Below are 26069 nucleotides of genomic sequence, written 5' to 3'. Positions count from 1 at the left end.
TCTACCTGCCGAGTTCGTTGTCGAGTGCGGCGAAGAGGTCGTCGTCCGTCGCCAGGTCGAGGTCGGTGCCGTCGGGGGCGCCGTCCACCGTCCGGAGCAGGCCGCGCAGCCGCGCGGCGTACGTTCCTGACGGCCCGTCACCGTCCGGCGGGCCGGCGGCCGCGAGCGCCGTCTCCAGTGCGTCGAGGGCGGCCTGGACCGGGTCCGGTGCCTCGCCGACCAGCTCGCTCCACAGGAATTCGGCGACGGCCCTGGTGGTCGGGTGGTCGAAGACGAGCGTGCTGGGCAGCCGCAGTCCGGTGCCGTTGTTCAGCCTGTTGCGCAGTTCGACGGCGGTGAGGGAGTCGAGGCCCAGGTCCATCAGTCCGCGCTGGACGTCGATCGTCCGCGGGGCCGGGTGGGCCAGGACGGTGCCGACCTGTTCCCTGACGAAGTCGAGCAGCAACTGCTGCTGCTCTTCGGCGTCCAGGCCCGTGAGCCGCTGCGCCAGCGGGATCTCCGTCGGGGCGGTGGCGCTGCGGCCGGCTCGGCGTTCGGTGCGCACCAGGCCCCGGTACAGCTCGGGCAGTGCGTCGCCGAGGCCGCGCAGTGCCGCGAGGTCGAGGGCCACCGGTGCGAGCACAGGACGGGTGCCCGCCGCGCCGTCGGCCTGGGGCGCCGCGGCCCCGGTCAGGGCCGTGTCGAGGGCCGCGAGCGCCCGGTCGGTCGGCATCGGCAGGATTCCGTTGCGGGCGAGCCTGGCGCGGTCGGCGTGGTCGAGGTCGTTCGCCATGCCGTCCTGCCACATGCCCCAGGCGAGGGAGACGGCGGGCAGGCCGTCCGCGCGCCGGTGTTCGGCGAGCGCGTCCAGGAAGGTGTTGCCCGCCGCGTAGTTGGCCTGTCCCGCGTTGCCCACCAGACCGGCGACGGAGGAGAACAGGACGAAGTCCGTCAGTCCGAGGCCCGCGGTCAGCTCGTGCAGGTTCCAGGCGGCCGCCACCTTCGGCCGCAGGACCCGGTCGAGGCTCTCCGGGCCCATGGCCTCCAGCGTGGCGTCCTCGACGACTCCGGCCGCGTGCACGACCGCGGTGAGCGGGTGCTCGGCCGGGACCGAGGCGAGCAGTGCGGCCAGCGCGTCGCGGTCGGCCGCGTCGCAGGCGGCGACCCGTACGTCAGCGCCGAGCGCCGTCAGTTCGGCGACCAGGTCGTCCGCCCCGCCGCGCCGGCTGGTGAGCAGCAGGTGGCGGGCGCCGCGGGCGGTCACCAGGTGCCGGGCGACCTGGGCGCCGAGTGCGCCCGTGCCGCCGGTGATCAGCACCGTGTGCTCCGGGTCGAACGCGGCGTCGGCGTCCGGGGCCTGGGGCTGGGTCTGGTTCTGGGCCGGGTGCGGGACCTTGGCGAGCCGGGTCACGCGGGCCTGTCCGTCGTGGAGTTCGAGCTGCGGCCGGGGGTCGGCCAGGGCGGCGGCGAGCAGCGCGCGATCGGCCGGCAGGCCGTCCGTGACGACGTGCTGGAAGCGTCCCGGGTGCTCCGACTCGGCGGTCCTGAGCAGCCCGGACAGCGCGCTGTGCGCCAGTTCCCCGGTGCTGACCACGGCGAGCCGCGCTCCGTCCGGCAGGTCGGTGGCGAGCCACTCCCGCAGGACCGCCAGCACCTCCCGCGTGACCCGGCCGGTCTCCTGCACCGGGGCCGGGCGCACCGGCAGGACGACGACGTCGGGTGCGCTCGCGCCGTCCGCCGTCGCGGCGGCCAGGGCGGCGAGGTCGGCGTGCTGCTCGGCGGCGAGTCCGGTGTCGGTCCCGCCGAGGACCACGACGTACGGGTCGCCGCCGTCGGCGAGTGCCACAGCGGCCCGCTCCACCGCGTACAGGTGCGGGGCGGAGGGGCGTTGCAGCGCGCTGCCCGCCGGGAGGGCCCGCAGGGCGAGGGAGGCGACGTCGGCGACCGGCGCGCCCGTCTCGTCGGCGATGGTGACCGCGACCGTGCCGTCCGGGCGGGTCGACAGCTTGACCCGCAAGGCACCGGCCGGGGACCCGGTCAGCCGGACGCCGCCGAAGGAGAAGGGCAGCCGCAGTCCGGCCGGCTCCTCCAGGAGCAGGGCGTGCAGCGCGGCGTCGAACAGGGCCGGGTGCAGGGCGAATCCGCCGGATTCGGCGTGGTCGGCGGGCGGCCGTACCTCGGCGTAGAGGTCGTCGCCCGACCGCCAGGCCGCCGTCAGGCCCTGGAAGGCGGGGCCGTAGCCGTAGCCCTGGTCGGCGAGGCGGTCGTACAGGTCGTCGACCGGCTGGGGTTCGGCGCCGGCCGGCGGCCAGGACGCGAGGTCGGGTGCGGGGCCGGGGTCGGGGACGGCGGCCGTCACGGTTCCGGTGGCGTGCCGGTTCCAGACGTCGCCCTCCTGGTCGCCGCGCGAGTGGACGGCGACGGGCCTGCGGCCGTCGTCGTCGGGGCCGCCGACGGTGATCTGGAGCTGGAGCGCGCCCTCGTCGGGGAGGACCAGGGGTGCCTGGAGGGCGAGTTCCTCAAGCCGCTCGCAGCCGAGTGCGGTGCCCGCGTGGAGCGCGAGCTCGACCAGGGCCGTGCCCGGGACCAGCAGGGTCCCGGCGACGGCGTGGTCGGCGAACCAGGGGTGGCTGCGGGCCGAGATCCGGCCGGTGAAGAGGACGCCGTCGGAGTCGGCGAGCGGCACCGCGGCCCCGAGCAGCGGGTGCCGCGCGGAGTCGAGTCCGGCCGAGGTGACGTCGCCGCCGCCGGGCCCGTCGGTGAGCCAGTGGCGCCTGCGCTGGAAGGGGTACGTCGGCAGGTCCGCTGCCGGTGCGGTGCTCCCGCCGAACAGGGCGGGCCAGTCCACCGGTACGCCCCGTACGTGGGCGTGGGCCACGGCGGTGACGGCGGTGTGCGGCTCGGGGCGCCCGCCGCGCACCATCGGGACCAGGACCGACGCGGGGTCGAGGAAGTCCTGTCCCAGCGCGCTGAGCACGCCGTCGGGGCCGAGTTCCAGGTAGGTCCGTACGCCTTCGGCCTCCAGGGCGCGGGCCGCGTCCAGGAAGCGCACAGGACGGCGGACGTGCTCCACCCAGTACTCGGGCGTGGTCAGGTCCTCCGCGCCGACTCGCCGCCCGGTCAGGGTGGAGACGACCGGGATGGCGGGCGCGGCGTAGGTGAGGCCCTTAGCGACCGTCTGGAACTCGTCCAGCATCGCGTCCATGTGCGGGGAGTGGAAGGCGTGGCTGACGCGCAGCCGCTTGGTCTTGCGGCCCAGGGCGGCGAGTTCGGCGCCGACGGCCTCGACGGCTGCCGCGTCGCCCGACAGGACCACGGAGGCGGGGCCGTTGACGGCGGCGACGTCGAGCTGGTCCTCGCGTCCGGCGAGCAGCGGCAGCACTTCCTGCTCCTCGGCCTGGACGGCGAGCATGGCGCCGCCCTCGGGCAGGGCCTGCATCAGCCGGCCGCGGGCCGCGACGAGCCGCGCCGCGTCCGGCAGGGAGAGGACGCCGGCGACGTGTGCGGCGGCCAGTTCGCCGATGGAGTGGCCCGCGAGGAAGTCCGGTCGTACGCCCCAGCTTTCGAGGAGGCGGAAGAGCGCGACCTGGGTGGCGAACAGGGCGGCCTGCGTGAAGCCGGTCCGGTCCAGCGGCGCCGGGTCCTCGCCGAACAGGACGTCGAGCAGCGGTGTCTCCAGCCAGGGGTCGAGCTCCGCGCACACGGCGTCGAGGGCGTGGGCGTAGACGGGGTAGGCGGCGTACAACTCGCGGCCCATGCCGAGTCGCTGGCTGCCCTGGCCGGTGAAGAGGAAGGCGGTCCGGCCGTCCACGGGGGTGCCGCGTACGGCCGGTGCGGCGAGGGCGTCGACCGCTTCGGGGGCGGTGGCGGCGACCACCACGGCGCGGTGCGGCAGTGCGGCCCGTCCGACGGCCAGGGTCCGGCCCGTCGGTGCCAGGTCCTGCCGGTCGGTGCCGGTGAGGGCCGCGGCCACCTGGTCGGCCTGCGCCAGCAGGGCCGCTTCGTTGTGCGCGGACAGCAGCAGCGGCACGACCGGCATCGGTGCGGCCGGTTCGGCTTGCGCGTCCGGCGCATCGGCCGGCGGCTGCTCCACGATGACGTGGGCATTGGTGCCGCTGATGCCGAAGGAGGACACGCCTGCCCGGCGCGGCCGCTCGGACCCGGGCCACGGCATCGCGTCGGTGAGCAGTTCCACCTCGCCGGCGGACCAGTCCACGTGCGGGCTCGGCTCGTCGATGTGGAGGCTCTTGGGGAGCACCCCGTGCCGCATCGCCATGACCATCTTGATGACGCCTGCCACCCCGGCGGCGGCCTGCGAGTGGCCGATGTTGGACTTCAGGGAGCCCATCAGGAGCGGCGAGGGGCGGTCCTGCCCGTAGGTGGCGAGGACGGCCCTGGCCTCGATCGGGTCGCCCAGCGTGGTGCCGGTGCCGTGCGCCTCCAGCGCGTCGACGTCGGCGGTGGTCAGGCCCGCGTTGGTCAGGGCCTGGCGGATCACCCGTTCCTGGGCGGGGCCGTTGGGTGCGGTGAGGCCGTTGCTCGCGCCGTCCTGGTTGACGGCGGTGCCGCGGATCACGCCGAGGATCCTGCGGCCGTTGCGCCGGGCGTCGGAGAGCCGCTCCAGCAGGAGGACGCCGGCGCCTTCGGCCCAGGCGGCCCCGTCCGCCCGCGCGGAGAAGGACTTGCAGCGGCCGTCGGGGGCCAGGCCGCGCTGCCGGCTGAACTCGACGAACAGGGTCGGGGCGGCCAGTACGGTCGCGCCGCCGGCCAGGGCGAGGCCGCACTCGCCGTTGCGCAGTGCCTGCGCGGCGAGGTGGATCGAGACGAGCGAGGACGAGCAGGCGGTGTCGACGGTGATCGCCGGCCCCTGCAGGCCGAAGGTGTAGGCGACGCGGCCGGAGGCGACGGAGACCGTGCTGCCGACCGACAGATAGCCCTCCATCCCTTCGGGGGCGTCCTTGAGGCGTGCCGCGTAGTCGTTGGCCATCACACCGGCGAACACGCCGGTCTGGCTGCCCTTGAGCGAGGTCGGGTCGATGCCGGCGCGCTCGAAGGCCTCCCAGCAGATCTCCAGCAGGAGGCGCTGCTGCGGGTCGATGGCGGTGGCCTCGCGGGCACTCACCCCGAAGAGTTCGGGGTCGAACTGCGGCGCCTCGTAGAGGAATCCGCCGTGCCGGGTGTACGAGGTGCCCGCGTGGTCGGGGTCCGTGTCGTACAGGCCGTCCAGGTCCCAGCCGCGGTCGTCGGGGAACGGACCGATGGCGTCCCGCTCGTCGGACAGCAGCGTCCACAGCTCCTCCGGGGAGCTGACCTCGCCCGGGTAGCGGCAGGCCATGGCGACAATCGCGATCGGCTCGTCGGAGGTGTCGGCCACCGGTCCTGCGACGGCGGCTCCGGCGTCGGTCGTCCCGTCGGCCGGGCCGAGCAGTTCGGTGCGCAGGAAGGCGGCCAGCTCGGCCGTACTCGGGTGGTCGAACAGCAGCGTCGCGGGCAGCTTCAGGCCCGCGGCCGCGTTCAGCCGGTTGCGCAGTTCCACCGCCTTGAGCGAGTCGAAGCCCAGCTCGTTGAAGGCCCGTTCGGGTGCGATCCCGTCGGCGTCGGCATGGCCCAGTACGGAGGCCACTGCGCCGCGGACCAGTTCGAGGAGCGCGCGCTCCTGGTCCGTGGGGGGCAGGGGCGCCAGGCGTTCCCTGAGCGAGTTCCCGCCCGTCCGCTCGTCGGCGCCGGAGGCGGCGGCGCGCCGCGCGGGGCGCACCAGGCCGTGGAAGAGCGCGGGCAGCGTGCCGTCCGCGCTCCGGGCCCGCAGCCCGGTGTGGTCGAGGAGCGCCGGGACGAGCACCGGCCGGTCGTTCGCGAGGGCCGCGTCGAACAGGGCGAGGCCCTGCTCGCTGCCGATCGGGGCGATGCCGCCGCGGGACAGGCGGGCGAGGTCGGCGTCGGTCAGGTGACCGGTCATCCCGCTGCCCTCGGCCCACAGGCCCCAGGCCAGCGACGTACCGGGCAGGCCCAGGGTCGTGCGGTGCTGCGCGAGGGCGTCCAAGTAGGTGTTGGCCGCCGCGTAGTTGGCCTGCCCGGCGGTGCCGACCGTGCCGGCCAGCGAGGAGAACAGGACGAACGCGGCCAGGTCCAGGCCGGCCGTCAGCTCGTGCAGGTGCCGGGCGGCATCGACCTTGGGGCGCAACACGGTGTCGAGCTGCTCCGCGGTGAGGGCGGGCAGCGTGCCGTCGTCGAGGACGCCCGCGGTGTGCAGGACCGCGGTGAGCGGGTGCTCGGTGGGGATCGCGTCCAGCAGCGCGGCGACCGCGGCCCGGTCGGCCGTGTCGCAGGCGACGACGGACACGTCGGTTCCGTGGGCGGTGAGTTCGGCCTCCAGCTCCAGCATGCCCGCGGCGTCCCGGCCGCGGCGGCTCGCCAGCAGCAGGTGCCGTACGCCGTGTTCGGCGACGAGGTGGCGGGCGAAGAGCCGGCCGAGGGTGCCGGTGGCGCCCGTGACGAGCACGGTGCCGTCGGGGTTCAGGGTGGGCGCGGTGGAGTCCGCCGCAGGCGGCGTGGCCGTGGCAAGGCGCGGTACGAGCAGGGTCCCGTCACGCAGGCTCGCCTGCCCGTCCGGTACGGCCAGCGCGCGGCCGAGCTCGGCTTCGGAGAGGTCCCAGTCCGTCAGGTCGAGCAGGCCGAACCGGCCCGGGTTCTCGGCCATCGCGGTGCGTACGAGACCCCAGACGGGAGCCGCGCCGAGTCCGGCCTCCGTGCGGGCGGTGGTCGCGTCACGGGTCACGAAGACCAGGCGCGCGTCGGCGAACCGCTCGTCGGCGAGCCACTCCTGGGCCAGCCGCAGGGCGCGGTGCGCCCCGGCGCGGGGGCCGTCGTCGCCGGGGAAGGGGACCACGACGAGCGGCGGGACGTCGGCCAGGCCGGTGAGGTCGGGGGAGCTGCCCAGCGGCGCGGGCAGTCCGTGGCCGGCGTCGTCGAGGACGGCCCACGCGGTGGCCGGTTCCGCCTTGGGGGCGGTCGTCCACTCCACCTGGAGCAGCGGCTGACGGGGAGTACCCGCACCGGCCAGCTGTGCGGGGTCCACGGGCCGCAGGCCGAGCGTCTCCACCGAGGCGATGGGCATGCCGCTCGTGTCGGTGAGGGACAGGGCGGCGCCCGAGCCGTGCGGGGTGATCCGTACGCGCAGCACGTCGGCGCCGGTCGCGTGCAGCCGTACGCCGGTCCAGGCGAACGGCAGCACCAGGCGGCCGTCGGCCGCGAGGGCCAGGGGGTGCAGGGCGGCGTCAAGGAGGGCCGGGTGGATGCCGAACTCGCCCGGGGGGACGTCCGTCGGCAGCGCGACCTCGGCGTACGTCTCCTGTCCCGCGCGCCACAGCGCCCGCAGGCCCTGGAAGGCGGGGCCGTACTGGAAGCCCCGCTCGGCGAGCGTGTCGTACGCCGCCGTCAGGTCGACCGGCTCGGCGCCGGCCGGCGGCCAGGCGGTGACGACGGGCGGGTCAGCGGGTCCGTCCGCGTGGCCCAGGACGCCGGTGGCGTGCAGGGTCCACGGGTGGGTCGCGGCGTCGTCGGACCCGGGCTCCGGGCGGGAGTGGACCGACAGGGCGCGCCGGCCCTCCTCGTCCGGGGCGTCGACCACGACCTGGAGCTGTACGGCGCCGCGGGCGGCCAGCACCAGCGGTGCCTGGAGGGTCAGTTCGTCGAGCCGGTCGAGGCCCGTGTGGTCCCCTGCCCGGACGGCGAGGTCCACGAAGGCGGTGCCGGGGAGCAGCACGGTGCCGGCCACGGCGTGGTCGGCCAGCCAGGGCTGGGTGTCGAGGGCGATCCTGCTGCTCAGGACGAGCTTGTCCTCGTCGGCGGTGCGGACCGCGGCCCCGATGAGCGGGTGCCGCTCGGTGGCCATGCCGAGTCCGCTCGCGTCCCCGGCCGTGGCCGGGCCCTCCAGCCAGTGGCGGCGGCGCTGGAAGGGGTAGGTCGGCAGGTCGACGGCCGTGCCGGGGCCGCCGGTCACGGCGGCCCAGTCGAGCGGGGCGCCCGCGACGTGGGCCTGCGCGGCGGAGGCCAGGAAGTCGTCGAGTCCGCCCTCGCCGCGGTGGAGCGAGGGCACGGTGACGGCGGTGTCGTGCGCCGTGTCGTCGATCGTCTCCTGGAGGGCGATGGTCAGCACCGGGTGGGCGCTGGCCTCGATGAAGACGCGGTGGCCCTGGTCGAGCAGGGTCCGGGTGGCCTCCTCCAGCTGGACGGTGTTGCGCAGGTTGCGGAACCAGTACGCGCCGTCGAGCTCCGTGCCCTCCAGCGGCTGCCCGGTGACGGTGGAGAGGAAGGGCACCTCGACGGGGCGCGGGGTGAGGGAGGTCAGGGCGTCGAGGAGTTCGTCGCGCAGGCTCTCGACGTGCGCGGAGTGGGAGGCGTAGTCGACCGGTATGCGCTTGGCGCGCTTCTTGTTGTCCTTGCAGTGGGCGACGAGCTCTTCCAGGGCGGTCACCTCTCCGGCGACCACGACGGATCGCGGACCGTTGTGGGCGGCGATGTCGATGGCGCCGTCCCAGCGGGTGACGAGTGCGCGGACCTCGTCGGCCGGCAGGGCCACCGAGACCATCCCGCCCGTACCCGCCAGCCGTACGATCGCCCGGCTGCGCAGCGCGACGACCTTCGCCGCGTCGTCCAGGGACAGCGCCCCCGACACGACGGCCGCCGCGATCTCGCCCTGCGAGTGGCCGATCACCGCGTCGGGCTCGATGCCCACCGAACGCCACAGCGCGGCCAGGGACACCATCACCGCCCACAGCGCCGGCTGCACCACGTCCACCCGGTCCAGGCCGGGCGCGCCGTCCGCACCGCGCAGGACGTCCAGCAGCGACCAGTCGGTGAACGGTGCCAGCGCCCGCTCGCACTCGGCCAGCCGGGCGGCGAACACCGGGGAGGAGCCGACGAGTTCCAGGGCCATGCCCTGCCACTGCGAACCCTGCCCGGGGAACACGAACACCGTCCTGCCCCGGCCGGTGACCGCGCCCTGCACGAGGTTCGCCGCGACCTCGCCGGAGGCCAGCGCGTCGAGACCGGCCAGCAGTTCGTCCCGGCCGGTGCCCGAGACGGCCGCCCGGAAGGGGAGGTGCGGGGCCCGGGTCGCGAGCGCCGAGGCGACCCGCGCCGGGTCGGTGGTGTCCGCGGCCAGCAGCTCCCGCACCTGGCCGGCCCGCGCCGCGAGGGCCGCCTCGCTCTTCGCCGACAGCACGAGCGGCAGCCCGGGCAGCTCCGCCGCCACCGGCCCGTCGGTCACGGCCTGCCCGGGACCTTGCTCCAGGACCACGTGCGCGTTCGTGCCGCTGATGCCGAACGAGGACACGGCCGCGCGCCGCGGACGCGTCACCTCCGGCCACGCCCGGTGCTCGGTGACCAGCTCCACCGCGCCCGCCGACCAGTCGACGTGCGGCGTCGGCTCGTCCACGTGCAGCGTCGCCGGAAGCTCTCCGTTGCGCATCGCCATCAGCATCTTGATGATGCCCGCGACGCCCGCGGCGGCCTGCGTGTGACCGATGTTCGACTTGATCGAACCGAGGCGCAGCGGCTCGTCGCGGTCCTGGCCGTAGGTGGCCAGCAGCGCGTTGGCCTCGATCGGGTCGCCGAGCCGGGTGCCGGTGCCGTGCGCCTCGACCGCGTCGACCTCGTGCGGGGCGAGGCGGGCGTTGGCGAGGGCCTGGCGGATGACGCGTTCCTGGGAGGGCCCGTTGGGGGCGGTGAGGCCGTTGCTCGCGCCGTCCTGGTTGACCGCGGAACCGCGGATCACGCCGAGGACGTGGTGCCCGAGCCGCTGCGCGTCCGACAGCCGCTCCAGGACCAGCATGCCGGCGCCCTCGCCCCAGCCGGTGCCGTCCGCCGACGCGGCGAACGACTTGCAGGTCCCGTCCGGCGACAGGCCGCGCTGCCGCGAGAACTCGACGAAGGTCGTCGGCGTCGACATCACCGTGACACCGCCGGCCAGGGCCATCGAGCATTCGCCCTGGCGCAGCGCCTGCGCGGCCAGGTGGACGGCCACCAGCGAGGAGGAGCACGCGGTGTCCAGCGTCACCGCGGGCCCTTCGAGACCGAACGTGTAGGCCACCCGGCCCGACAGGACGCTGGAGATCGTGCCCGTCAGCAGATGTCCCTCGAAGCCCTCCGGCGCACCTCCGAGCCGCGACCCGTAGTCGTTGTACATGACGCCCGCGTAGACGCCGGTCGAGGAGCCGCGCAGCGCGGCGGGGTCGATCCCCGCACGCTCCAGCGCCTCCCAGGCGACCTCCAGGAGGACCCGCTGCTGTGGGTCGGTCGCGATCGCCTCGCGCGGGCTGAGTCCGAAGAACTCGGCGTCGAACTCGGCCGCCTCGTAGAGGAATCCGCCCTTGCGCGTGTACGAAGTGCCGGTCTTGTCGGGGTCCGGGTCGTAGAGGGTTTCCACGTCCCAGCCGCGGTCGGACGGGAACGTGTCGATGGCGTCGCGGCCCTCCGCGACGAGCCGCCACAGGTCCTCGGGCGAGGAGACTCCGCCCGGGTAGCGGCAGCCCATGCCGACCACGGCGATCGGCTCGTCGAGTCCCGGGGAGTGGGCGGTCGTCGCCGGGACGGCGGCCGATCCGGTGGCGTCGAGCCGCTCCAGCAGGAAGTCCGCCACCGCCTGCGGCGACGGGTGGTCGAAGACGAGGGTGGTGGGCAGGCGCAGCCCGGTCACCGCGTTGAGGCGGTTGCGCAGTTCGACGCTGGTGAGGGAGTCGAAGCCGGTGTCCTTGAACGCCCTGGCCGGGTCGATGTCGGCGTCGGCGCCGTGGCCGAGGACCAGTCCGACGGTCTCCCGCACGGTCCGGAGCACGGCCCGTGCCCGCTCCTCCGTGGTGAGCGCGGTCAACTCCTGTGCCCACGACGAGTCGGCGCCGGGGGCGGTGCCGGCCGCCTGCCTGCGGCGGACGCGGACCAGGCCGGTGAACAGTTCGGGCAGCGCGTTCTCCGTGGCGCGGGCGCGCAGGGCGGCCAGGTCGAGTTCGGCGGGGACCAGCAGCGGCTCGGCCGAGGCGAGCGCCGCGTCGAACAGGTCGAGGCCCAGGTCCGGGGTCAGCGGGACGATGCCGCTCCGCTTCCACCGGGCGACGTCGGCGTCGGCGAGGGTTCCGGCCATGCCGTCGGCGCTGTCCCACAGGCTCCAGGCGAGGGAGGTGGCGGGCAGGTGCCGGGCGCGGCGGTGCTGCGCGAGGGCGTCGAGGAAGGTGTTCGCGGCGGCGTAGTTGGCCTGGCCCGCGTTGCCCATGAGACCGGCGATGGACGAGAACAGGACGAACGAGGCGAGGCCGAGGGACTCGGTGAGGCGGTGCAGGTTCCAGGCCGCGTCCACCTTCGGGCGCATCACCCGCTCCAGGCGGTCGGCCGACAGCGACGCGACCGTCACGTCGTCGAGAACGCCCGCCGTGTGCACCACGGCGGTCAGCGGACGCTGGGCCGCGACCTCGTCCAGCAGCCCCGCCAGCGCGTCGAAGTCCGCCACGTCGCACGCCGCCACCCGGGCACTGGCCCCCAACTCCCCCAGTTCGGCGACGAATTCGGCAGCTCCCGGAGTGTCACTCCCACGCCGCGACACCAGCAGCAGGTGCCGTGCGCCGTGCCGCGTCACCAGCCGGCGTGCCACCAGCCGGCCCAAGGTACCCAGGGCGCCGGTCACCAGGACCGTGCCCTCCGGGTCCAGAGCGTCCACCGCGCCTTCGACGGCACCCGGGGCACGCGTCAGGCGCGGCACGAGCAACGCGCCGTCCCGCACGGCCACTTCGGGCTCGCCGGAGGCCAGCACGGCCGGCAGCAGCTCGGCGCCGCTCTCGTCCAGGTGGGCGAGGACGAGCCGGCCGGGCTGCTCGGTCTGCGCGGTGCGGACGAGGCCGACGAGCGGGGCCGTGTGCAGCGCGCCGTCCGGTACGACGAGGACGAGGCGGCTCTCCGCGAACTGCGGGGCGGCCAGCCATGCGCGCACCGCGTCGAGGCCGCGCGCCGCGGTGGCATGGGTCCGGTCGAGTACGTCGTCGGAGGCACCTACGACGAGCTGCTGCTCGCCGAGCACCACGAACTCCGGTGCGGCGGTGCCGCCGTCGACGGCGGCGCCGAGCGCGGCGAGGTCGGCGTAGGGGGCCCCGCCGATGCTGACCCAGCGCTGGTCGGCGACCGGCTCGACCGCGGGGAGGGCCTCCCAGGCCACCCGGTACAGGGACTCGACGGCCGGTTCGGCGACGGCGAGCCGGTCACGGGCGATGGGCCGCAGGGCGACCGATTCGATCGCCGCCACCGGGGCGCCGGTGCCGTCGGCGAGCGCGAGACGGGCCGTGTCCTGGCCGGTACGGGTCCAGCGGACGCGCAGCACCGTGGCACCGACCGCGTGCAGCGCGAAGCCCGAGAACGAGAACGGCAGCCGGATCGTGCCGTCGTCCCCCGCCGGGTCCGCGGCCTCCAGTACAAGGGGGTGCAGCACGGCGTCGAGGAGGGCGGGGTGCACGCCGCAGCGCGCGGCCTCGGTGTGCAGCCGGTCGGGCAGGGCGACCTCGGCGAACACGTCGTCGCCCGCGCGCCAGGCGGCGCGCAGACCGTGGAAGGCGGGCCCGTAGCCGTAGCCGAGGTCGTCGAGGCGGTCGTAGACGCCGTCCAGCGGGACGGGGGTGGCGTCGGCCGGGGGCCACTGGTCGAGGGCGATGCCCGGCGCGGGGACGGCGGAGGTGAGCAGTCCTGCCGCGTGGGCGGTCCACTGCTCCTCGCCGGTGCGGGCGTACACGGTGAACCGGCGGTCGCCGCGCGCGTCGGCCCGGTCGACGGTCAGCCGCAGTTGGGCAGCCGTCCGCCGCGGGAGGATCAGGGGTGCCTGGAGGGTGAGTTCCTCCACGGTGGCGTGCCCCAGCTGTTCGGCCGCGGTGCCCGCAAGTTCCAGGAACAGGGTGCCCGGGACGAGAACCGTCCCGCCGATCGCGTGGTCGGCCAGCCACGGATGCGAGGACAGCGACACGGAGGCCGAGAACTGCACCGCGTCACCGTCGGGCTCCGTGATCACGGCGGCCAGCAGCGGATGGTCCACGGCCGTCAGGCCCAGGCCGGCCGCGTCGCCGGAACGCGGTGCGTCCAGCCAGAATCGCTCGCGCTGGAACGCGTACGTCGGCAGCTCCACCACGCCGGAACCCGGCAGGAAGCCCGCCCAGTCCACCTCCACGCCGTGGGCGTGCACGGCGCCAAGGGCGGCGAGCAGGGAGCGCTTCTCGGCGCGGTCCTTGCGCAGGACCGGGGCCACGACGACGCCCTCGGTGTCGGCCAGGCATTCGCCCGCCAGACCGGCGAGCGTCGCGTCGGGGCCCAGCTCCACGAACGCCGTCACGCCCCGTCCGGCCAGGGTGGCGACGCCGTCGGCGAACCGCACCGCCGAGCGGGCCTGCACGGCCCAGTACTCCGGCGTGAACTCCTCGATCACCTCACCGGTCACGTTCGACACGACCGGGATGCGGGGTGCCGCGTGGATCAACTCCTGTGCCACTGAGGTGAGTTCGTCCAGCATGCCGTCCAGATGCGCGGAATGGAAAGCGTGGCTCACCTTCAGCCGTGTCGCCTTCACGCCTTCCCCGCGCGCCAGCTCCAGGACGTCGAGCACGGCCGCCTCGTCACCCGAAATGACCGTGCCGGCCGGGCTGTTGAGCCCCGCCACCTCCACGCCCGAGCGGCCCGCGAGCCACTCGGAGACCTGCTCCTCCCCCGCGTTCAGGGCGGCCATCGCCCCGCCCTCGGCGACCTGCTCCATCAGACGGGCCCGCGCACACACCAGACGCGCCGCGTCCGGAAGCGACAGCACACCCGCCACATGAGCCGCAGCCAACTCACCCACCGAGTGACCCACCAGATAGTCCGGCGTCACCCCGTAGTGGGCCAGCAGGCGGAACAGCGCCACCTCGATCGCGAACAGCGCCGGCTGCGTGAACACCGTCCGCTCCAGCAGCTCCGGCTCACCCTCGATCACGCCGGCGAGCGAACGGTCGAGGTGGACGTCCAGCGCCGCGACCACGTCGTCGAACGCCGCGGCGAACACCGGCTCGGCCGCGTACAACTCGCGCCCCATGCCCAGGCGTTGACTGCCCTGGCCGGAGAACAGGAACGCCAGCGAGCCCGTCGTGGCCGTCTCGCCCGGGGTCAGCGCGCGCAGTGCGTCGAGGAGTTCCTCACGAGTCTCGCCCACGACCACCGCACGGTGGTCGAAGCGGGCCCGTGCCACCGCGAGGGAGCGGCCCACGGCCGCGACGTCCAGCTCCGGCCGCTCCGACAGGAACGACACCAGCCGCTCCGCCTGCTCCGACAGGGCGGCCCCCGACTTCCCGGACACCACCCACGGCACCGGACCCGGCGCCGACGGCTCCTGGGCGGCAGCCGCGGTCGGCGTGGCCTGCTCGATGATGAGGTGGGCGTTGGTCCCGCTGATGCCGAAGGACGAGACGCCCGCCCGGCGCGGCCGGTCGAGCTCGGGCCACTGCTCGGCCCGCGTCAGCAGTTCCATCGTGCCGGCCGACCAGTCGACGTGCGCGGTCGGCTCGGCCACGTGCAGCGTCGCGGGCAGGACGCCGTTGCGCATCGCCATGACCATCTTGATCACGCCCGCGACGCCCGCGGCGGCCTGCGTGTGACCGATGTTCGACTTCAACGAGCCCAGCCGGAGCGGCTGTTCGCGGTCCTGGCCGTAGGTGGCCAGCAGTGCGTTGGCCTCGATCGGGTCGCCGAGGCGGGTGCCGGTGCCGTGCGCCTCCACCGCGTCCACGTCGGACGCGGACAGGCGGGCGTCGGCCAGCGCGGCGCGGATGACCCGCTCCTGGGAGGGACCGTTCGGCGCGGTCAGACCGTTGCTCGCGCCGTCCTGGTTCACGGCGGAGCCACGGATCACCGCGAGCACCTGGTGCCCGTTGCGCTCGGCGTCCGACAGCCGCTCCAGGACGAGCAGGCCCACGCCCTCGGCCCAGCCCGTGCCGTCCGCCGTCGAGGAGAACGCCTTGCAGCGGCCGTCCGGGGAGAGGCCGCGCTGCCGGGAGAACTCCACGAACATGCCGGGGGTGGCCATGACGGACACACCGCCGGCGAGGGCCACGGAGGACTCGCCCTGGCGCAGCGACTGCGCCGCGAGGTGGAGTGCGACGAGCGAGGACGAGCACGCGGTGTCGACGGTGACCGCCGGGCCTTCGAGTCCGAAGGTGTAGGCCAGGCGGCCGGAGGCGACGCTGGCGGTGTTGCCGGTCAGCAGGTAGCCGTCGTGGCCGCCGGACGGCTCGTGCAGCCGCGGCCCGTACTCCTGTGCCGTGGCGCCCACGTACACACCGGTGCGGGTGCCGCGCAGCGCGGCGGGGTCGATGCCCGCCTGTTCGAAGGCCTCCCAGGCGGTCTCCAGAAGCAGCCGCTGCTGGGGCTCCATCGCGGCGGCCTCGCGGGGGCTGATGCCGAAGAAGTCGGCGTCGAACCGGTCCGCGTCGTGCAGGAAGCCGCCTCGGGCGGCGTACGTCGTGCCGGGGCCGTCCGCGTCGGGGGCGAGGAGCGCGTCGAGGTCCCAGCCCCGGTTGGTCGGGAATCCGTCGACGGCGTCGACCTCGTCGCTGACCAGCCGCCACAGGTCCTCGGGCGAGGCGACCCCGCCCGGCAGCCGGCACGCCATGCCGACGATCGCGATCGGCTCGTCGAGGCCCACGGCTCCGTACGCGTCGTCGCCCTGGTCCACGTACTCGTCCGGGTCCTGGTCCTGGTCCTGATCGTCGTCCTGGTCCGCGCCGAGGAGCTGGTCGGCGAGGTGGTCGGCGAGTCTGGCCGGGGTCGGGTAGTCGTAGAGGAGTCCGGCGGGCAGCGCGAGCCCGGTGGCCGTGTTCAGCGCGTTCCGCAGTTCGACGGCCGAGAGGGAGTCGAAGCCGAGTTCCTTGAAGGTCGTGTCGACGGGCACGTGGCGCGCCGATCCGTGGCCGAGCACCGCCGCGACGTGCGCGCGCACCAGTGCCAGCTCGTCGCCGCGCGGCGCGGGCCGCTTCGGCCGGCTCCGCCTCGCCGCGGATGGGCGGGCCTCGGCGAGCCGGACGTCGGCCTGCGCGGTCGTCGGGCCGTCCAGCCAGAAGGGCCGGCGCTGGAAGGCGTACGTGGGCAGGTCCACCAGGCCCGAACCCGGCAGGAGCCGCTCCCACTGCACGCCGACGCCGTGCACGTGCGCCGTGGCCAGCGCCGTCACCAGGGAGCGCCGCTCCGGACGCCCCTTGCGCAGGACCGGGGCCACGACGACGCCCTCGGTGTCGGCCAGGCACTCGCCCGCCAGACCCGCGAGCGTCGCGTCCGGGCCCAGCTCGACGAACGCCGACACCCCGAGACCGGCCAGCGTGGCGACACCGTCGGCGAACCGCACCGCCGAGCGGGCCTGCACGGCCCAGTACTCCGGCGTGAACTCCTCGATCACCTCACCGGTCACGTTCGACACGACCGGGATGCGGGGTGCCGCGTGGATCAACTCCTGTGCCACTGAGGTGAGTTCGTCCAGCATGCCGTCCAGATGCGCGGAATGGAAAGCGTGGCTCACCTTCAGCCGTGTCGCCTTCACGCCTTCCCCGCGCGCCAGCTCCAGGACGTCGAGCACGGCCGCCTCGTCACCCGAAATGACCGTGCCGGCCGGGCTGTTGAGCCCCGCCACCTCCACGCCCGAGCGGCCCGCGAGCCACTCGGAGACCTGCTCCTCCCCCGCGTTCAGGGCGGCCATCGCCCCGCCCTCGGCGACCTGCTCCATCAGACGGGCCCGCGCACACACCAGACGCGCCGCGTCCGGAAGCGACAGCACACCCGCCACATGAGCCGCAGCCAACTCACCCACCGAGTGACCCACCAGATAGTCCGGCGTCACCCCGTAGTGGGCCAGCAGGCGGAACAGCGCCACCTCGATCGCGAACAGCGCCGGCTGCGTGAACACCGTCCGCTCCAGCAGCTCCGGCTCACCCTCGATCACGCCGGCGAGCGAACGGTCGAGGTGGACGTCCAGCGCCGCGACGACCTCGTCGAACGCCGCGGCGAACACCGGCTCGCTCACGTACAGCTCACGGCCCATGCCGAGACGCTGGCTGCCCTGCCCCGAGAACAGGAACGCCACCGCGCCGTCCGGCACCGCACGGCCCGACACCACACCGGCCGCGGGCGTGCCGGCGGCCAACGCCCGTGCCCCCGCCAGGAGTTCGTCACGGGTCTCCCCCACGACCACCGCTCGGTGATCGAAGCGGGCGCGCGACACCGCGAGGGAGCGGCCCACGGCCGCGACGTCCAGCTCCGGCCGCTCCTCCAGGAACGACACCAGCCGGTCCGCCTGACCGGCCACGGCCTCGGCCGACTTGCCGGACACGACCCACGGCACCGCGCCCGACGCGGGCTGCCCGGCGCCGGGCAGTTCCTGGGGCGCCGCCACCTCGGCGGGCCGGTCCGACAGCACGACGTGGCAGTTCGTGCCGCCCATGCCGAAAGAGCTGACGCCCGCGTAGAGCGGCTCGTCCGGCCGCGGCCACGGCTCGCGGCTCTGCTGGACGGCGAGCTTCAGCGCGTCGAACTCGATGTCCGGGTTGGGGGTTTCGAAGTTCAGGCTCGGCACGAGTTCGCGGTGCCGGATGCAGAGCGCCGCCTTCAGCAGGCCGACGATGCCGGCGGCCCCTTCGAGGTGTCCGACGTTGGTCTTCACCGATCCGACCCGCAGCTCGGCCCCGTCCGCGCGGCCGTCGCCGAGGACCGCGCCCAGGGCCGACGCCTCGATCGGGTCACCCACCTTGGTTCCGGTGCCGTGGAGTTCGAGGTACTGCACCTGCTCGGCGGGCACCCGGGCGCGTTCGTACGCCTGCCGCAGGACGTCCTGCTGACCGGCCGGGCTCGGCACGGTGAGGCCCTCGGTCGTCCCGTCGTTGTTCATCGCGCTGCCGTGCAGCACGCAGTAGACCGGGTCGCCGTCCGCCAGGGCGGCGCGCAGCGGCTTGAGCACCACGAAGGCGCCACCCTCGCCGCGGACGTAGCCGTTCGCCCGGGCATCGAAGGTGTAGCTGAGGCCGTCCGGGGACAGCGCGCCGAACCGCTCCGCGCCGAGAGTGCTGTCCGGCACCAGATTGAGGTTGACTCCGCCGGCGACGGCCGTGGCGGACTCGCCGCGGCGCAGGCTCTCGACCGCGAGGTGCACGGCGACCAGCGAGGAGGACTGTCCGGTGTCCACGGCCGCGCTCGGTCCGTGCAGACCGAGGGTGTACGAGATCCGGTTGGCGATGACGCCACGGTTGAGGCCGGTCAGCGTGTGGTGGGTGATGCCGTCGGCCCCGCGCCGGTGCGTGAGGGCGGCGTAGTCGTCGGCGATGACGCCGACGAAGACACCGGTCCTGGTGTCGGCGAGGTCGGGCGGCAGGATCCTGGCGTCCTCCAGTGCCTCCCAGGCCAGTTCGAGCATGAGCCGCTGCTGCGGGTCCATCGCCGACGCCTCGCGCGGGCTGATGCCGAAGAAGGCGGCGTCGAAGCCGCTGACGTCCTCCAGGTAGCCGCCCGGTCGCGCGGGCAGTTCGGGGCGGCCCGCCGGGGGCGCGCCGATCGCACTGCGGCCGTCGCGCAGCAGCTGCCACAGCTGCGCGGGATTCTCCGCGTGCGGCAGCCGGCAGGACATACCGACAATGGCGATCGCCTCGGTCGAAGTCGACGTGTCCGCTTGGAATTCAGCCATGGTCGAGCCGTCCTGCCTATTGTCACGTACGAAGCCTGAGCGGAGACGTAGCACCCGCAGCCGTGCCGCGGGTGCTACGTCAAGGTGATGCTGTGGCGGCCGGTCCAGCCGGCTCGTTTCGTTCTGTTGCTACGACAACTGCTACGACACGGCGGTCGGCTCGTACGTCGCGACGAGCTCCCGCTTGAGGACCTTCCCGCTGGACCCCACGGGGAGTGCGTCGGTGAACTCCACGCGGCGGGGGTACTTGTAGGCGGCCAGACGCTGTCTGGCCCACTCGACGATCTCCTCGTCCGATCCGGCGGTGACGTCCTCGGGCCGGGCGGGCACGACGATCGCCCACACCTCCTCGCCGAGCACGGGGTGCGGCACACCGATGACGGCCACCTGCGCCACGGCCGGATGGCCGACGAGGAGTTCCTCTATCTCGCGCGGATAGACGTTGTAGCCGCCGCGCAGGATCAGGTCCTTCTTGCGGCCGACGACCGAGAGGTAGCCGTCGTCGTCCAGCCGGCCGAGGTCGCCGGTGCGGAACCAGCCGTCGGTCAGCACCTCGGCGGTGAGGTCCGGGCGGCCGAGGTAGCCGGCCATGACGCTCGGGCCGCGCACCACGATCTCGCCCACCTCACCGACGGGCAGCAGCTCGACGCCGTCGGCGTTCGGCCGGGCCGTGCCGACCGTGACGCCGGTGATCGGCACGCCGACCGTCCCGGGGCGGAACGTCAGACCGGGATAGTGGTAGGCCACGCTGCACGAGGTCTCGGTCATCCCGTAGCCCTCGTAGACCGGGCATCCGAACGTGTCGCTGACGTCGTCGAGGGTCTTGACCGGAAGCGCCGAACCCCCGCTGAACACGCGGTCGAGCCGGGGAACCGGCGCGCCGTCGGCCACCGCGTCGAGCAGCTTGAAGTACATGGTCGGCACGCCCATGAACACCGTGCAGCCGTGTTCCGTCATCAGATCGAGGGCTTCCCGCCCGGAGAACCTCGGCATCATGACGATGGAGATGCCGGCCCGGAAGCCCGTCAGCATGCCGCAGATCTGACCGAACCCGTGCGACAGCGGCAGACAGCCGAGCAGGACGTCGTCGCGCCGGAACGCGTACGGCGTGGTGACCATCCGCTCGACGTTGTACAGGATGTTCCGGTGGGTGAGCATCACCCCCTTGGGCTGTCCCGTCGTCCCTGACGTGTAGAACACGACCGCGACGTCGTCGGGTTCCCGCGTCGCGGACTCGTCGATCGGTGCCGCGTCCTGTGCCGCGGTCTCCAGGTCGACGGTGTCCGCGGAGCCCGGGCCGACGGTGAGGAGCACCGTGCCGAGCGGCCCGGCCGCCTCGCGCGCCCGGGTGAGCAACGAGGCGTCGCACACCAGGAACCGGGCGTCGGCGTCGGACAGTACGTGCGCGATCTCCGGCGCGGTCGCCATCACGTTCAGCGGGATCGCGACGGCGCCGGCCGCCAGGACGCCGAAGTACACGACGGGGAACTGCGGGGTGTCGGCCAGGAGCGTGGCGACACGGTCCCCCGGCCGTACCCCGTTGGCCCGCAGCACGGAGGCGTAGCGCTGTGCCCGCTCCCACAGCCACCCGTAGGTGACGTGCTCGGACTCGTGGATGAGAGCGATGTCGTCGGGGCGCTGCGCCGCCGTGTCGGACAGCACGGCGGCAACGGACCTGGTCATCGGGACAGCAGTCCGTCTTTCGCGGTGGTGCCGGCCCAGCCGCCGCGGAGTGGGGAGGTGGACCAGTCGCGGGCGCTCGCGGTCGGGATGTCGAGTTCCTTCCAGATCCCGTGCAGGGCGTGGGCGAAGTTCTCGACCTCGCTCTGGTCGTGCACGGCGGACGGCGCGATCCGCAGGATCTCCTCGCCCGCGGGCACGCTGGGGGCGTTGATGGACTGGACGTAGATCCCGTGCTGCTCGAACAGCAGCTGGGACGCCCGCTTGCACAGGCGGTCGTCGCCGACGAACGCCGAGACGATGTGGGAGTCCGTCGAGATGAACGGGATGTCGGCCTCGATCAGCAGGCTGTGCAGGAGCCGGGCGTTCTCCGAGAGGGACTTGCGCTCCACGTCGGAGGAGCGCAGGTACTGGACCGACGCCAGCGCACCGGCCGCGACGGCCGGCGGCAGCGAGGTGGTGAAGACGAACGAGCGCGAGTAGGTGCGCACCGCGTCCACGAGGGCGGCCGGTCCCGCGATGTAGCCGCCGATCGTGCCGAAGCCCTTGGCCAGGGTGCCCATCACGACCGTGAACCGGTCGGCGATGCCCTCCTGCGCGGCGATGCCGGCGCCCTGCGGGCCGTACATGCCGACCGCGTGGACCTCGTCGATGAAGGTCGTGGCGCCGTACTTGTCCGCGACGTCGGCGATCTCGGCGAGCGGCGCGACGTTGCCCGACATGGAGTAGACGGTCTCCGCGACGACGAGCTTCGGGGCGTCGGCGGGAGCGGCCGCGAGCAGCTCTTCGAGGTGGGCGACGTCGTTGTGGCGGAAGATGTGCTTCTTCGCGCCGCTGTGCCGCAGGCCGTCGATGATCGAGGCGTGGTTCTTCGCGTCGGAGAACACGATGGTGTCCGCCGGCATCCCCGCCAGGATGGAGAGCGAGCCTTCGTTGGCCGTGTATCCCGAGGTGAACAGGAGCGCGGCTTCCTTGCCGTGCAGGTCCGCCAGTTCGTTCTCGAGACGGACGTGGAAGTGGTTGGTCCCGCCGATGTTCCGGGAGCCTCCGGAGCCCACGCCGTGGGTGTCGATCGCCTCCTGCACGGCCGCGATGACCTGGCGGTTCTGACCCATGCCCAGGTAGTCGTTGCTGCACCAGACGCTTACTTCCGAATCCACCCCGTCGCGTCGCGCGGTGGCCAGCGGGAAACTGCCGGAACGACGTCCGATCTCCAGGAATTCACGCTTGCTCTCGGCGAGATCGTCAGCGGTTATCCCATTCACATATGATGCCAGATGCGCGTTCATTCGTTCGCCTTCTCGATGGAGCGGTTGGATTGACATGCGGCCAATAGGCCTGCGCTAGACGCCCTGCGCCCGCAGAAGCGCTTTGTCGGGCTTTCCGTTGCTGTTCATCGGCAGCGCGTCGAAGACGGCTATGTTTTCCGGCACGTGAATCGGGGACAGCGCCTCGGCGATGCGTGCACGAATGTCTTCCACGTCGACCTTCTCGGCCGGATCGCATTCGATCGCGGCGTGGATGTGGTCACTGCCGTCCGCGTCCCGCACCGCGTAGACGGCGGCGTGCCGGACACCCGGATGGGAAAGGATTTCCCCCTCCAGGACGATGGGGTGAACCTTGACGCCACCGACCTTGATGACGTCGGCCACCCGGCCCAGGAGGGTCAGATATCCCCGCTCGTCGAGAAAGCCGATGTCCCCGGTGAAATACCAGCCGTCACGGAGAGCGCGCGCCGTCAGTTCCGGCTCGCGGTTGTAGCCGTCCATCAGCTGAGGCGAGCGGACGCACACCTCACCGACTTCTCCCACCGCCAGTCGCGCACCCGATTCCGAGTTGCAGACGACGACCTCCACCTTGGGGAAGGGCCGCCCGACCGTGACCGCGAGCTCCGGGTCGCCGTGCTCCGCAGGTGTCAGGGTCGTGACCTTCCCGGACTCGGTCGTGGCATAGCCCTGCGCCAGCACAGGGCCGAACAGCTGATACCCCTGGGCGATGCGAGCGGGTGCCGCGGGGCTGCCGCCGTAGACGATCCGCTTCAGTGCGGACAGGCCGGCGGCCGCCACCGCGTCGGGGTCACGGATGCCCCGCTCCAGCAGGAGGTCGATGAGCTGGAACACGTGGTTCGTCGCCATGAAGGTCCACGAGACCTCCCGCTCAGCGGCGACGGCGTCCACGAACTTCTCGACATCGAAGGTCTCGTGGACGTGGAGCGCCGCGCCCGAGGCGAGGACCGCGTCGGCCAGCGGGGCGACGCCGTGGCTGAGCGGGGTCGACACCAGGAGCGACGCACAGCCGTACTCACGGCCGAGTTCCACCCACGCACGCAAGGTGGCGTCCCACGCGCGGCCCGCCAGCCGGATGCCCTTGGGCCGGCCCGTGCTGCCGCTCGTGAAGCTGATGACGGCCAGGGCGTCCGGCTCCCACGCCACGACGGCCGGGGCGTCGGCGCCGTCGGCGCGGCCGGGCACACGCGTCACGGGGAGCCCGCTGCCCTCGGCGAGTTCCGCCGCGCGCTCCGCGCTCTCGGCGTCGGCGAAGACGGTCACGGCTTCGGTCTCGCGCAGGATCTGGATCTGGTGATCCAGCGGAAGGACCGTTGCCCGGGTACCGGGATTGGTGGTGCGCACGTAGCAGACGGCGCCGCCGAGCAGATGTGTCGCGTACCGCACGGTGAGGGTCTCGGGGCTGTTGGGTGCGACCAGAATCGCCACCACATCGCCCTTGCCCACTCCGCGCTCGCGCAACGCAAGGAATGATTCCGTCACGGACCGAATCAGGTCACCACCGGAGAAGGCTTTATCACGCCAATAGAAAACTTCTCGCTCCGGCGCGGCTGCGAGCAGTGAGAGGATCTCCGAGACATAACTCCGATGTGCACTCCACCAATGCTCGGGCAGGCTCATGTGACCTTCCTTTTGTTCTCCAACTAACGGCGTCATCTGATTGAGCGGTTCAACCTTCGTCGGGCCATTGGAGCCGGTCAACCCTGTTCCACCGGCACTCAAGCGATCGTTATGCGCTTCTTGAGCAAATGCCGCTTCCCCCGGGTCGCATATACGCGACCTTCGACAAAGAGAAAGTGTGCTCTTCTTAAAAGCCTCCTAAAACCCGCCGCCGCCCCGGCCCCCGCAAGGGTCCGCGCAAGAGGCCACTTCGACGAAGAAAAAGCAACTTCGACATGGCTCGCGGGGGCGGCTACGTTCACCTGGCCTTCGGAGTTCGCGAACGGCCAGGCCCCCCAACCTGGGAGAGACGCATGCCCCAACTCGCTCTGTACACATTCGGCGTCCTGAAGTCGCCCCTCGCCGATCCCGGACCGCTCACCCGCGCGTTCCACGACAGCAGCGAGGCCGTCTACCGGACGATCAGCCGGCATCCCGGATACCTCGCCCGCGCCGAAGCGGCGGCCGGCAGCCGCGGCACGCTCTTCGACCTGGACTGGGGCGACTGGGGCGAGTTCGCCGTACCGGCCTGGTACGACAAGGGCCGCACCGCTCAGACCGCCGCCCTGGCCGCGACCCTCTCCCTCTGGACCGGCCTGCGCCCCGCCTTCGACGCCGTCTACACCGGTCTGCACCGCCAGGCACTGAACCGGCGCTACGACTGGTTCGAGCGGACCGGCCACCCCGGTCACGTGTTCTGGTGGGTCTCCGGGGGTGTGAAACCCACCTGGCAGGACGGGGTTTCCCGGCTGGAGCACCTGCACGGCCACGGCTCCGCACCGCACGCCTTCACCTTCCAGCACGCGTTCGCCCCGGAGGGGACTCCGGCCAGGATCAAGGACGTCGGGCGGCAGGCGGCCACGGCTCCCGAATGAGCTCCCCCGCCGGTCGTCACCGGCGACCGGCGACGGGCTCCGGCTCCTGCGACCGACGGACGGTGACGCGCACCGCACGCCCTGGCCGACCGATAGGGCCAGCGGTACCATCGGTACCATGGCGAACAGTCCCAAGGCCCTGAACCTGCGGTTCCCCGACCCGGCCCAGCGCGCGGCGATCGAAGCCGCGGCCCGGCAGGAGGGCAAGAGCCTGCAGGAGTACATCCTCTCCGCCGCGATCGACAAGGCGACCGCGGTCGAGCGGAAGTTCCTCGCGGCGTTCGAGGCGTCGAAGACCCGCAGCGGAGAGGCGTTCCGCACCGCGTCCGACGGCCTCGACCCCACCCCGGAACAGCGGACCGCCGAGCAGCGCGCCCGCCGAGACCTGGAAGAACGGGAACGGGAACAAGGTCAGAAGCAGGGACAGGAACAGGGGCAGGGGCATGCCGCGTGAGCCAGCCCGTCCCCGAGCATCCGCTCGACGTGACCTTCCTCCTCCACGCCGCCGAGCTCCTCGACGATGATCCCCAGGTAGACGACTACGGCCCCCTGTACGCGGCCGTCGCACGGGTCAACGCGCGGGCGCTGGAACACGACATCTACGGCAGCCTGAACCTGAAGGCGGGCGCCCTCCTCCAGACCCTGGCCCGGCTGCCGTGCCTGGAACACTCGAACGCGGCGTTCGCGTGGCACGCCACGGAGGCGTACCTGGCACTGAACGGCCGCCGCCTCGACTACCCCCTCAAGGCCGCGGTCGAACTGGTCCACGACGCCGCCGCGGGCAGGGAGGGCGTGGCGGGCATCGCGCGGCGGCTGCGGGACTGGACGGTCGGCTGAGAGACGTTCAGTCGAGGATGGACTCGTCGAACACGGCCCTCGTCCACCTGCGGGTGTTGAGATCCTGCTTCCACGCCCGGCGTTCGAGGCCGATGGTGGCGATGGTGCGGAATTCCTTCCCGTCGATCCGGAACTCGGTCGTCTTCGTCTCTCCGTCCTTGGACCAGACGATCTCCGGGATCCATACGCAGTCGCACGTACGCGTCTCCACAGCGAGATCGATGTGGAGCGACCTCCCGCCGACGAGCTCCTGAGGAAGATGACTGCCGCCCGCGAACCGTACGGTGGCGAAGTCGGCGCCTCCGTCAAGATCTGCGTAAGCCAGTAGTTCCTCCGGACCGCCACCGCACTGACCGTTCCGCAAGCCCACCAAAGTCGCCCGGTCGGCGCTCGGAGCTGCCTTTCGTTCGAGGACTTTGATCCGTAATTCCTTTACCTGCAAGGGCCTGTTGTCCACCGGTTGGATGTCGATACCGAGATGGGTGGCGGAAGGATCTCCCGCGGTCTTGTCGTTGATGAGACGCGGATCAGGCGTGCCGCCTTCCAGAACGGGAAGTTCCTCGAACTCACTTGGGGGCCTGGTCACCACCCATGCCTCCCAAGGGCACAGATAGCCGCTCCGTAAGTACCGGATGCCTTGCGCCTCTGCTTCGGACTGGCCGGGGGCAGAAGAGGCGCCTGTCGGCGGTGTCGTCCACACGGAGCCGGACGGCTGCGCCTTCGGAGGCCCGGTGGAGACCGCCACCCTCGGCGAGCGGGAACCGGACACGTACACGGGTGGCTTCTTCGCCTTGAACTGATCTCCGATCCACGAGAAGCCGCCGGTCAGCCCGAGGACGATGAGTGAGACGACCACAGGGGCGATGATCGCCGTGGTGACGAAGTTCCGGTCACGCAACGGGAAGCGATGCTGCCTACCAGCCGACCGGTCAGATGAGTCGGGTCGGTCAGGTGGGTCAGATGGGTCAGGTAACTGAGAAGTGTCGTCGGACATGCAGGCCTCCCCCGAAGCTGATTGATCCTCCTATGGCATTCATCTAG

Annotated in this window: 8 protein-coding genes; 3 read left to right on the top strand and 5 right to left on the bottom strand. The window is 72.9% G+C overall.

The genetic code is table 11. The features are described from left to right. Nucleotide 1: 1 nt before the first annotated feature. The 4 genes from M4J07_RS02205 to M4J07_RS02190 all read right to left on the bottom strand — a co-directional run bounded on the left by M4J07_RS02205 (nucleotide 2) and on the right by M4J07_RS02190 (nucleotide 23277). Complete coding sequence (locus M4J07_RS02205; RefSeq protein WP_255966535.1) at nucleotides 2-18691, bottom strand: type I polyketide synthase; 18690 nt, start codon at nucleotides 18689-18691, stop codon at nucleotides 2-4. Between the two features lie 141 nt (nucleotides 18692-18832). Beyond that, nucleotides 18833-20374: a long-chain-fatty-acid--CoA ligase gene (locus M4J07_RS02200; RefSeq protein ID WP_255966533.1), complete on the bottom strand. Its 1542-nt coding sequence runs from the start codon at nucleotides 20372-20374 to the stop codon at nucleotides 18833-18835. Continuing rightward, entirely contained in the window at nucleotides 20371-21660 is a 1290-nt protein-coding gene (gene hemA / locus M4J07_RS02195) for a 5-aminolevulinate synthase (protein WP_255966531.1), read from the bottom strand. The genes M4J07_RS02200 and hemA overlap by 4 nt, the downstream gene beginning before the upstream one ends. Before the next feature lie 54 nt (nucleotides 21661-21714). Continuing rightward, entirely contained in the window at nucleotides 21715-23277 is a 1563-nt protein-coding gene (locus M4J07_RS02190) for a class I adenylate-forming enzyme family protein (protein WP_255966529.1), read from the bottom strand. A gap of 353 nt (nucleotides 23278-23630) precedes the next feature. On the opposite strand from M4J07_RS02190, the gene M4J07_RS02185 reads away from it, so the two are divergent. From M4J07_RS02185 to M4J07_RS02175, 3 genes are all read left to right on the top strand, one after another. Next, complete coding sequence (locus M4J07_RS02185) at nucleotides 23631-24191, top strand: DUF3291 domain-containing protein (RefSeq protein ID WP_255966527.1); 561 nt, start codon at nucleotides 23631-23633, stop codon at nucleotides 24189-24191. 118 nt (nucleotides 24192-24309) lie between these two features. Next, on the top strand, nucleotides 24310-24645 hold the full coding sequence (locus M4J07_RS02180; RefSeq protein WP_255966523.1) for a type II toxin -antitoxin system TacA 1-like antitoxin: 336 nt from the start codon (nucleotides 24310-24312) through the stop codon (nucleotides 24643-24645). Beyond that, nucleotides 24642-25028: a fic family toxin-antitoxin system, toxin component gene (locus tag M4J07_RS02175; RefSeq protein ID WP_255966522.1), complete on the top strand. Its 387-nt coding sequence runs from the start codon at nucleotides 24642-24644 to the stop codon at nucleotides 25026-25028. Before M4J07_RS02180 ends, M4J07_RS02175 begins: the two co-directional genes overlap by 4 nt. 7 nt (nucleotides 25029-25035) lie before the next feature. Here M4J07_RS02175 and M4J07_RS02170 read toward each other — a convergent pair whose 3' ends face one another. Beyond that, a complete protein-coding gene (locus M4J07_RS02170; RefSeq protein ID WP_255966521.1) occupies nucleotides 25036-25926 on the bottom strand; it encodes a hypothetical protein in 891 nt (296 codons plus the stop codon). Nucleotides 25927-26069: the final 143 nt, after the last annotated feature.

This window comes from Streptomyces longispororuber (assembly GCF_024448165.1).
Taxonomy (GTDB): Bacteria; Actinomycetota; Actinomycetes; order Streptomycetales; family Streptomycetaceae; genus Streptomyces; species Streptomyces longispororuber_A.
Note: the sequence above shows the minus strand (reverse complement) of the source record. Positions and strands in the feature narration are given on the sequence as shown.

What these genes read in the sequence shown, in the direction of transcription:
- M4J07_RS02180 (WP_255966523.1), top strand. Translation starts at nt 24,310, where the DNA reads ATGGCGAACAGTCCCAAGGCCCTGAACCTGCGGTTCCCCGACCCGGCC.
- M4J07_RS02185 (WP_255966527.1), top strand. Translation starts at nt 23,631, where the DNA reads ATGCCCCAACTCGCTCTGTACACATTCGGCGTCCTGAAGTCGCCCCTC.
- M4J07_RS02200 (WP_255966533.1), bottom strand. Translation starts at nt 20,374, where the DNA reads ATGACCAGGTCCGTTGCCGCCGTGCTGTCCGACACGGCGGCGCAGCGC.
- M4J07_RS02205 (WP_255966535.1), bottom strand. Translation starts at nt 18,691, where the DNA reads ATGGCTGAATTCCAAGCGGACACGTCGACTTCGACCGAGGCGATCGCC.
- hemA (WP_255966531.1), bottom strand. Translation starts at nt 21,660, where the DNA reads ATGAACGCGCATCTGGCATCATATGTGAATGGGATAACCGCTGACGAT.
- M4J07_RS02190 (WP_255966529.1), bottom strand. Translation starts at nt 23,277, where the DNA reads ATGAGCCTGCCCGAGCATTGGTGGAGTGCACATCGGAGTTATGTCTCG.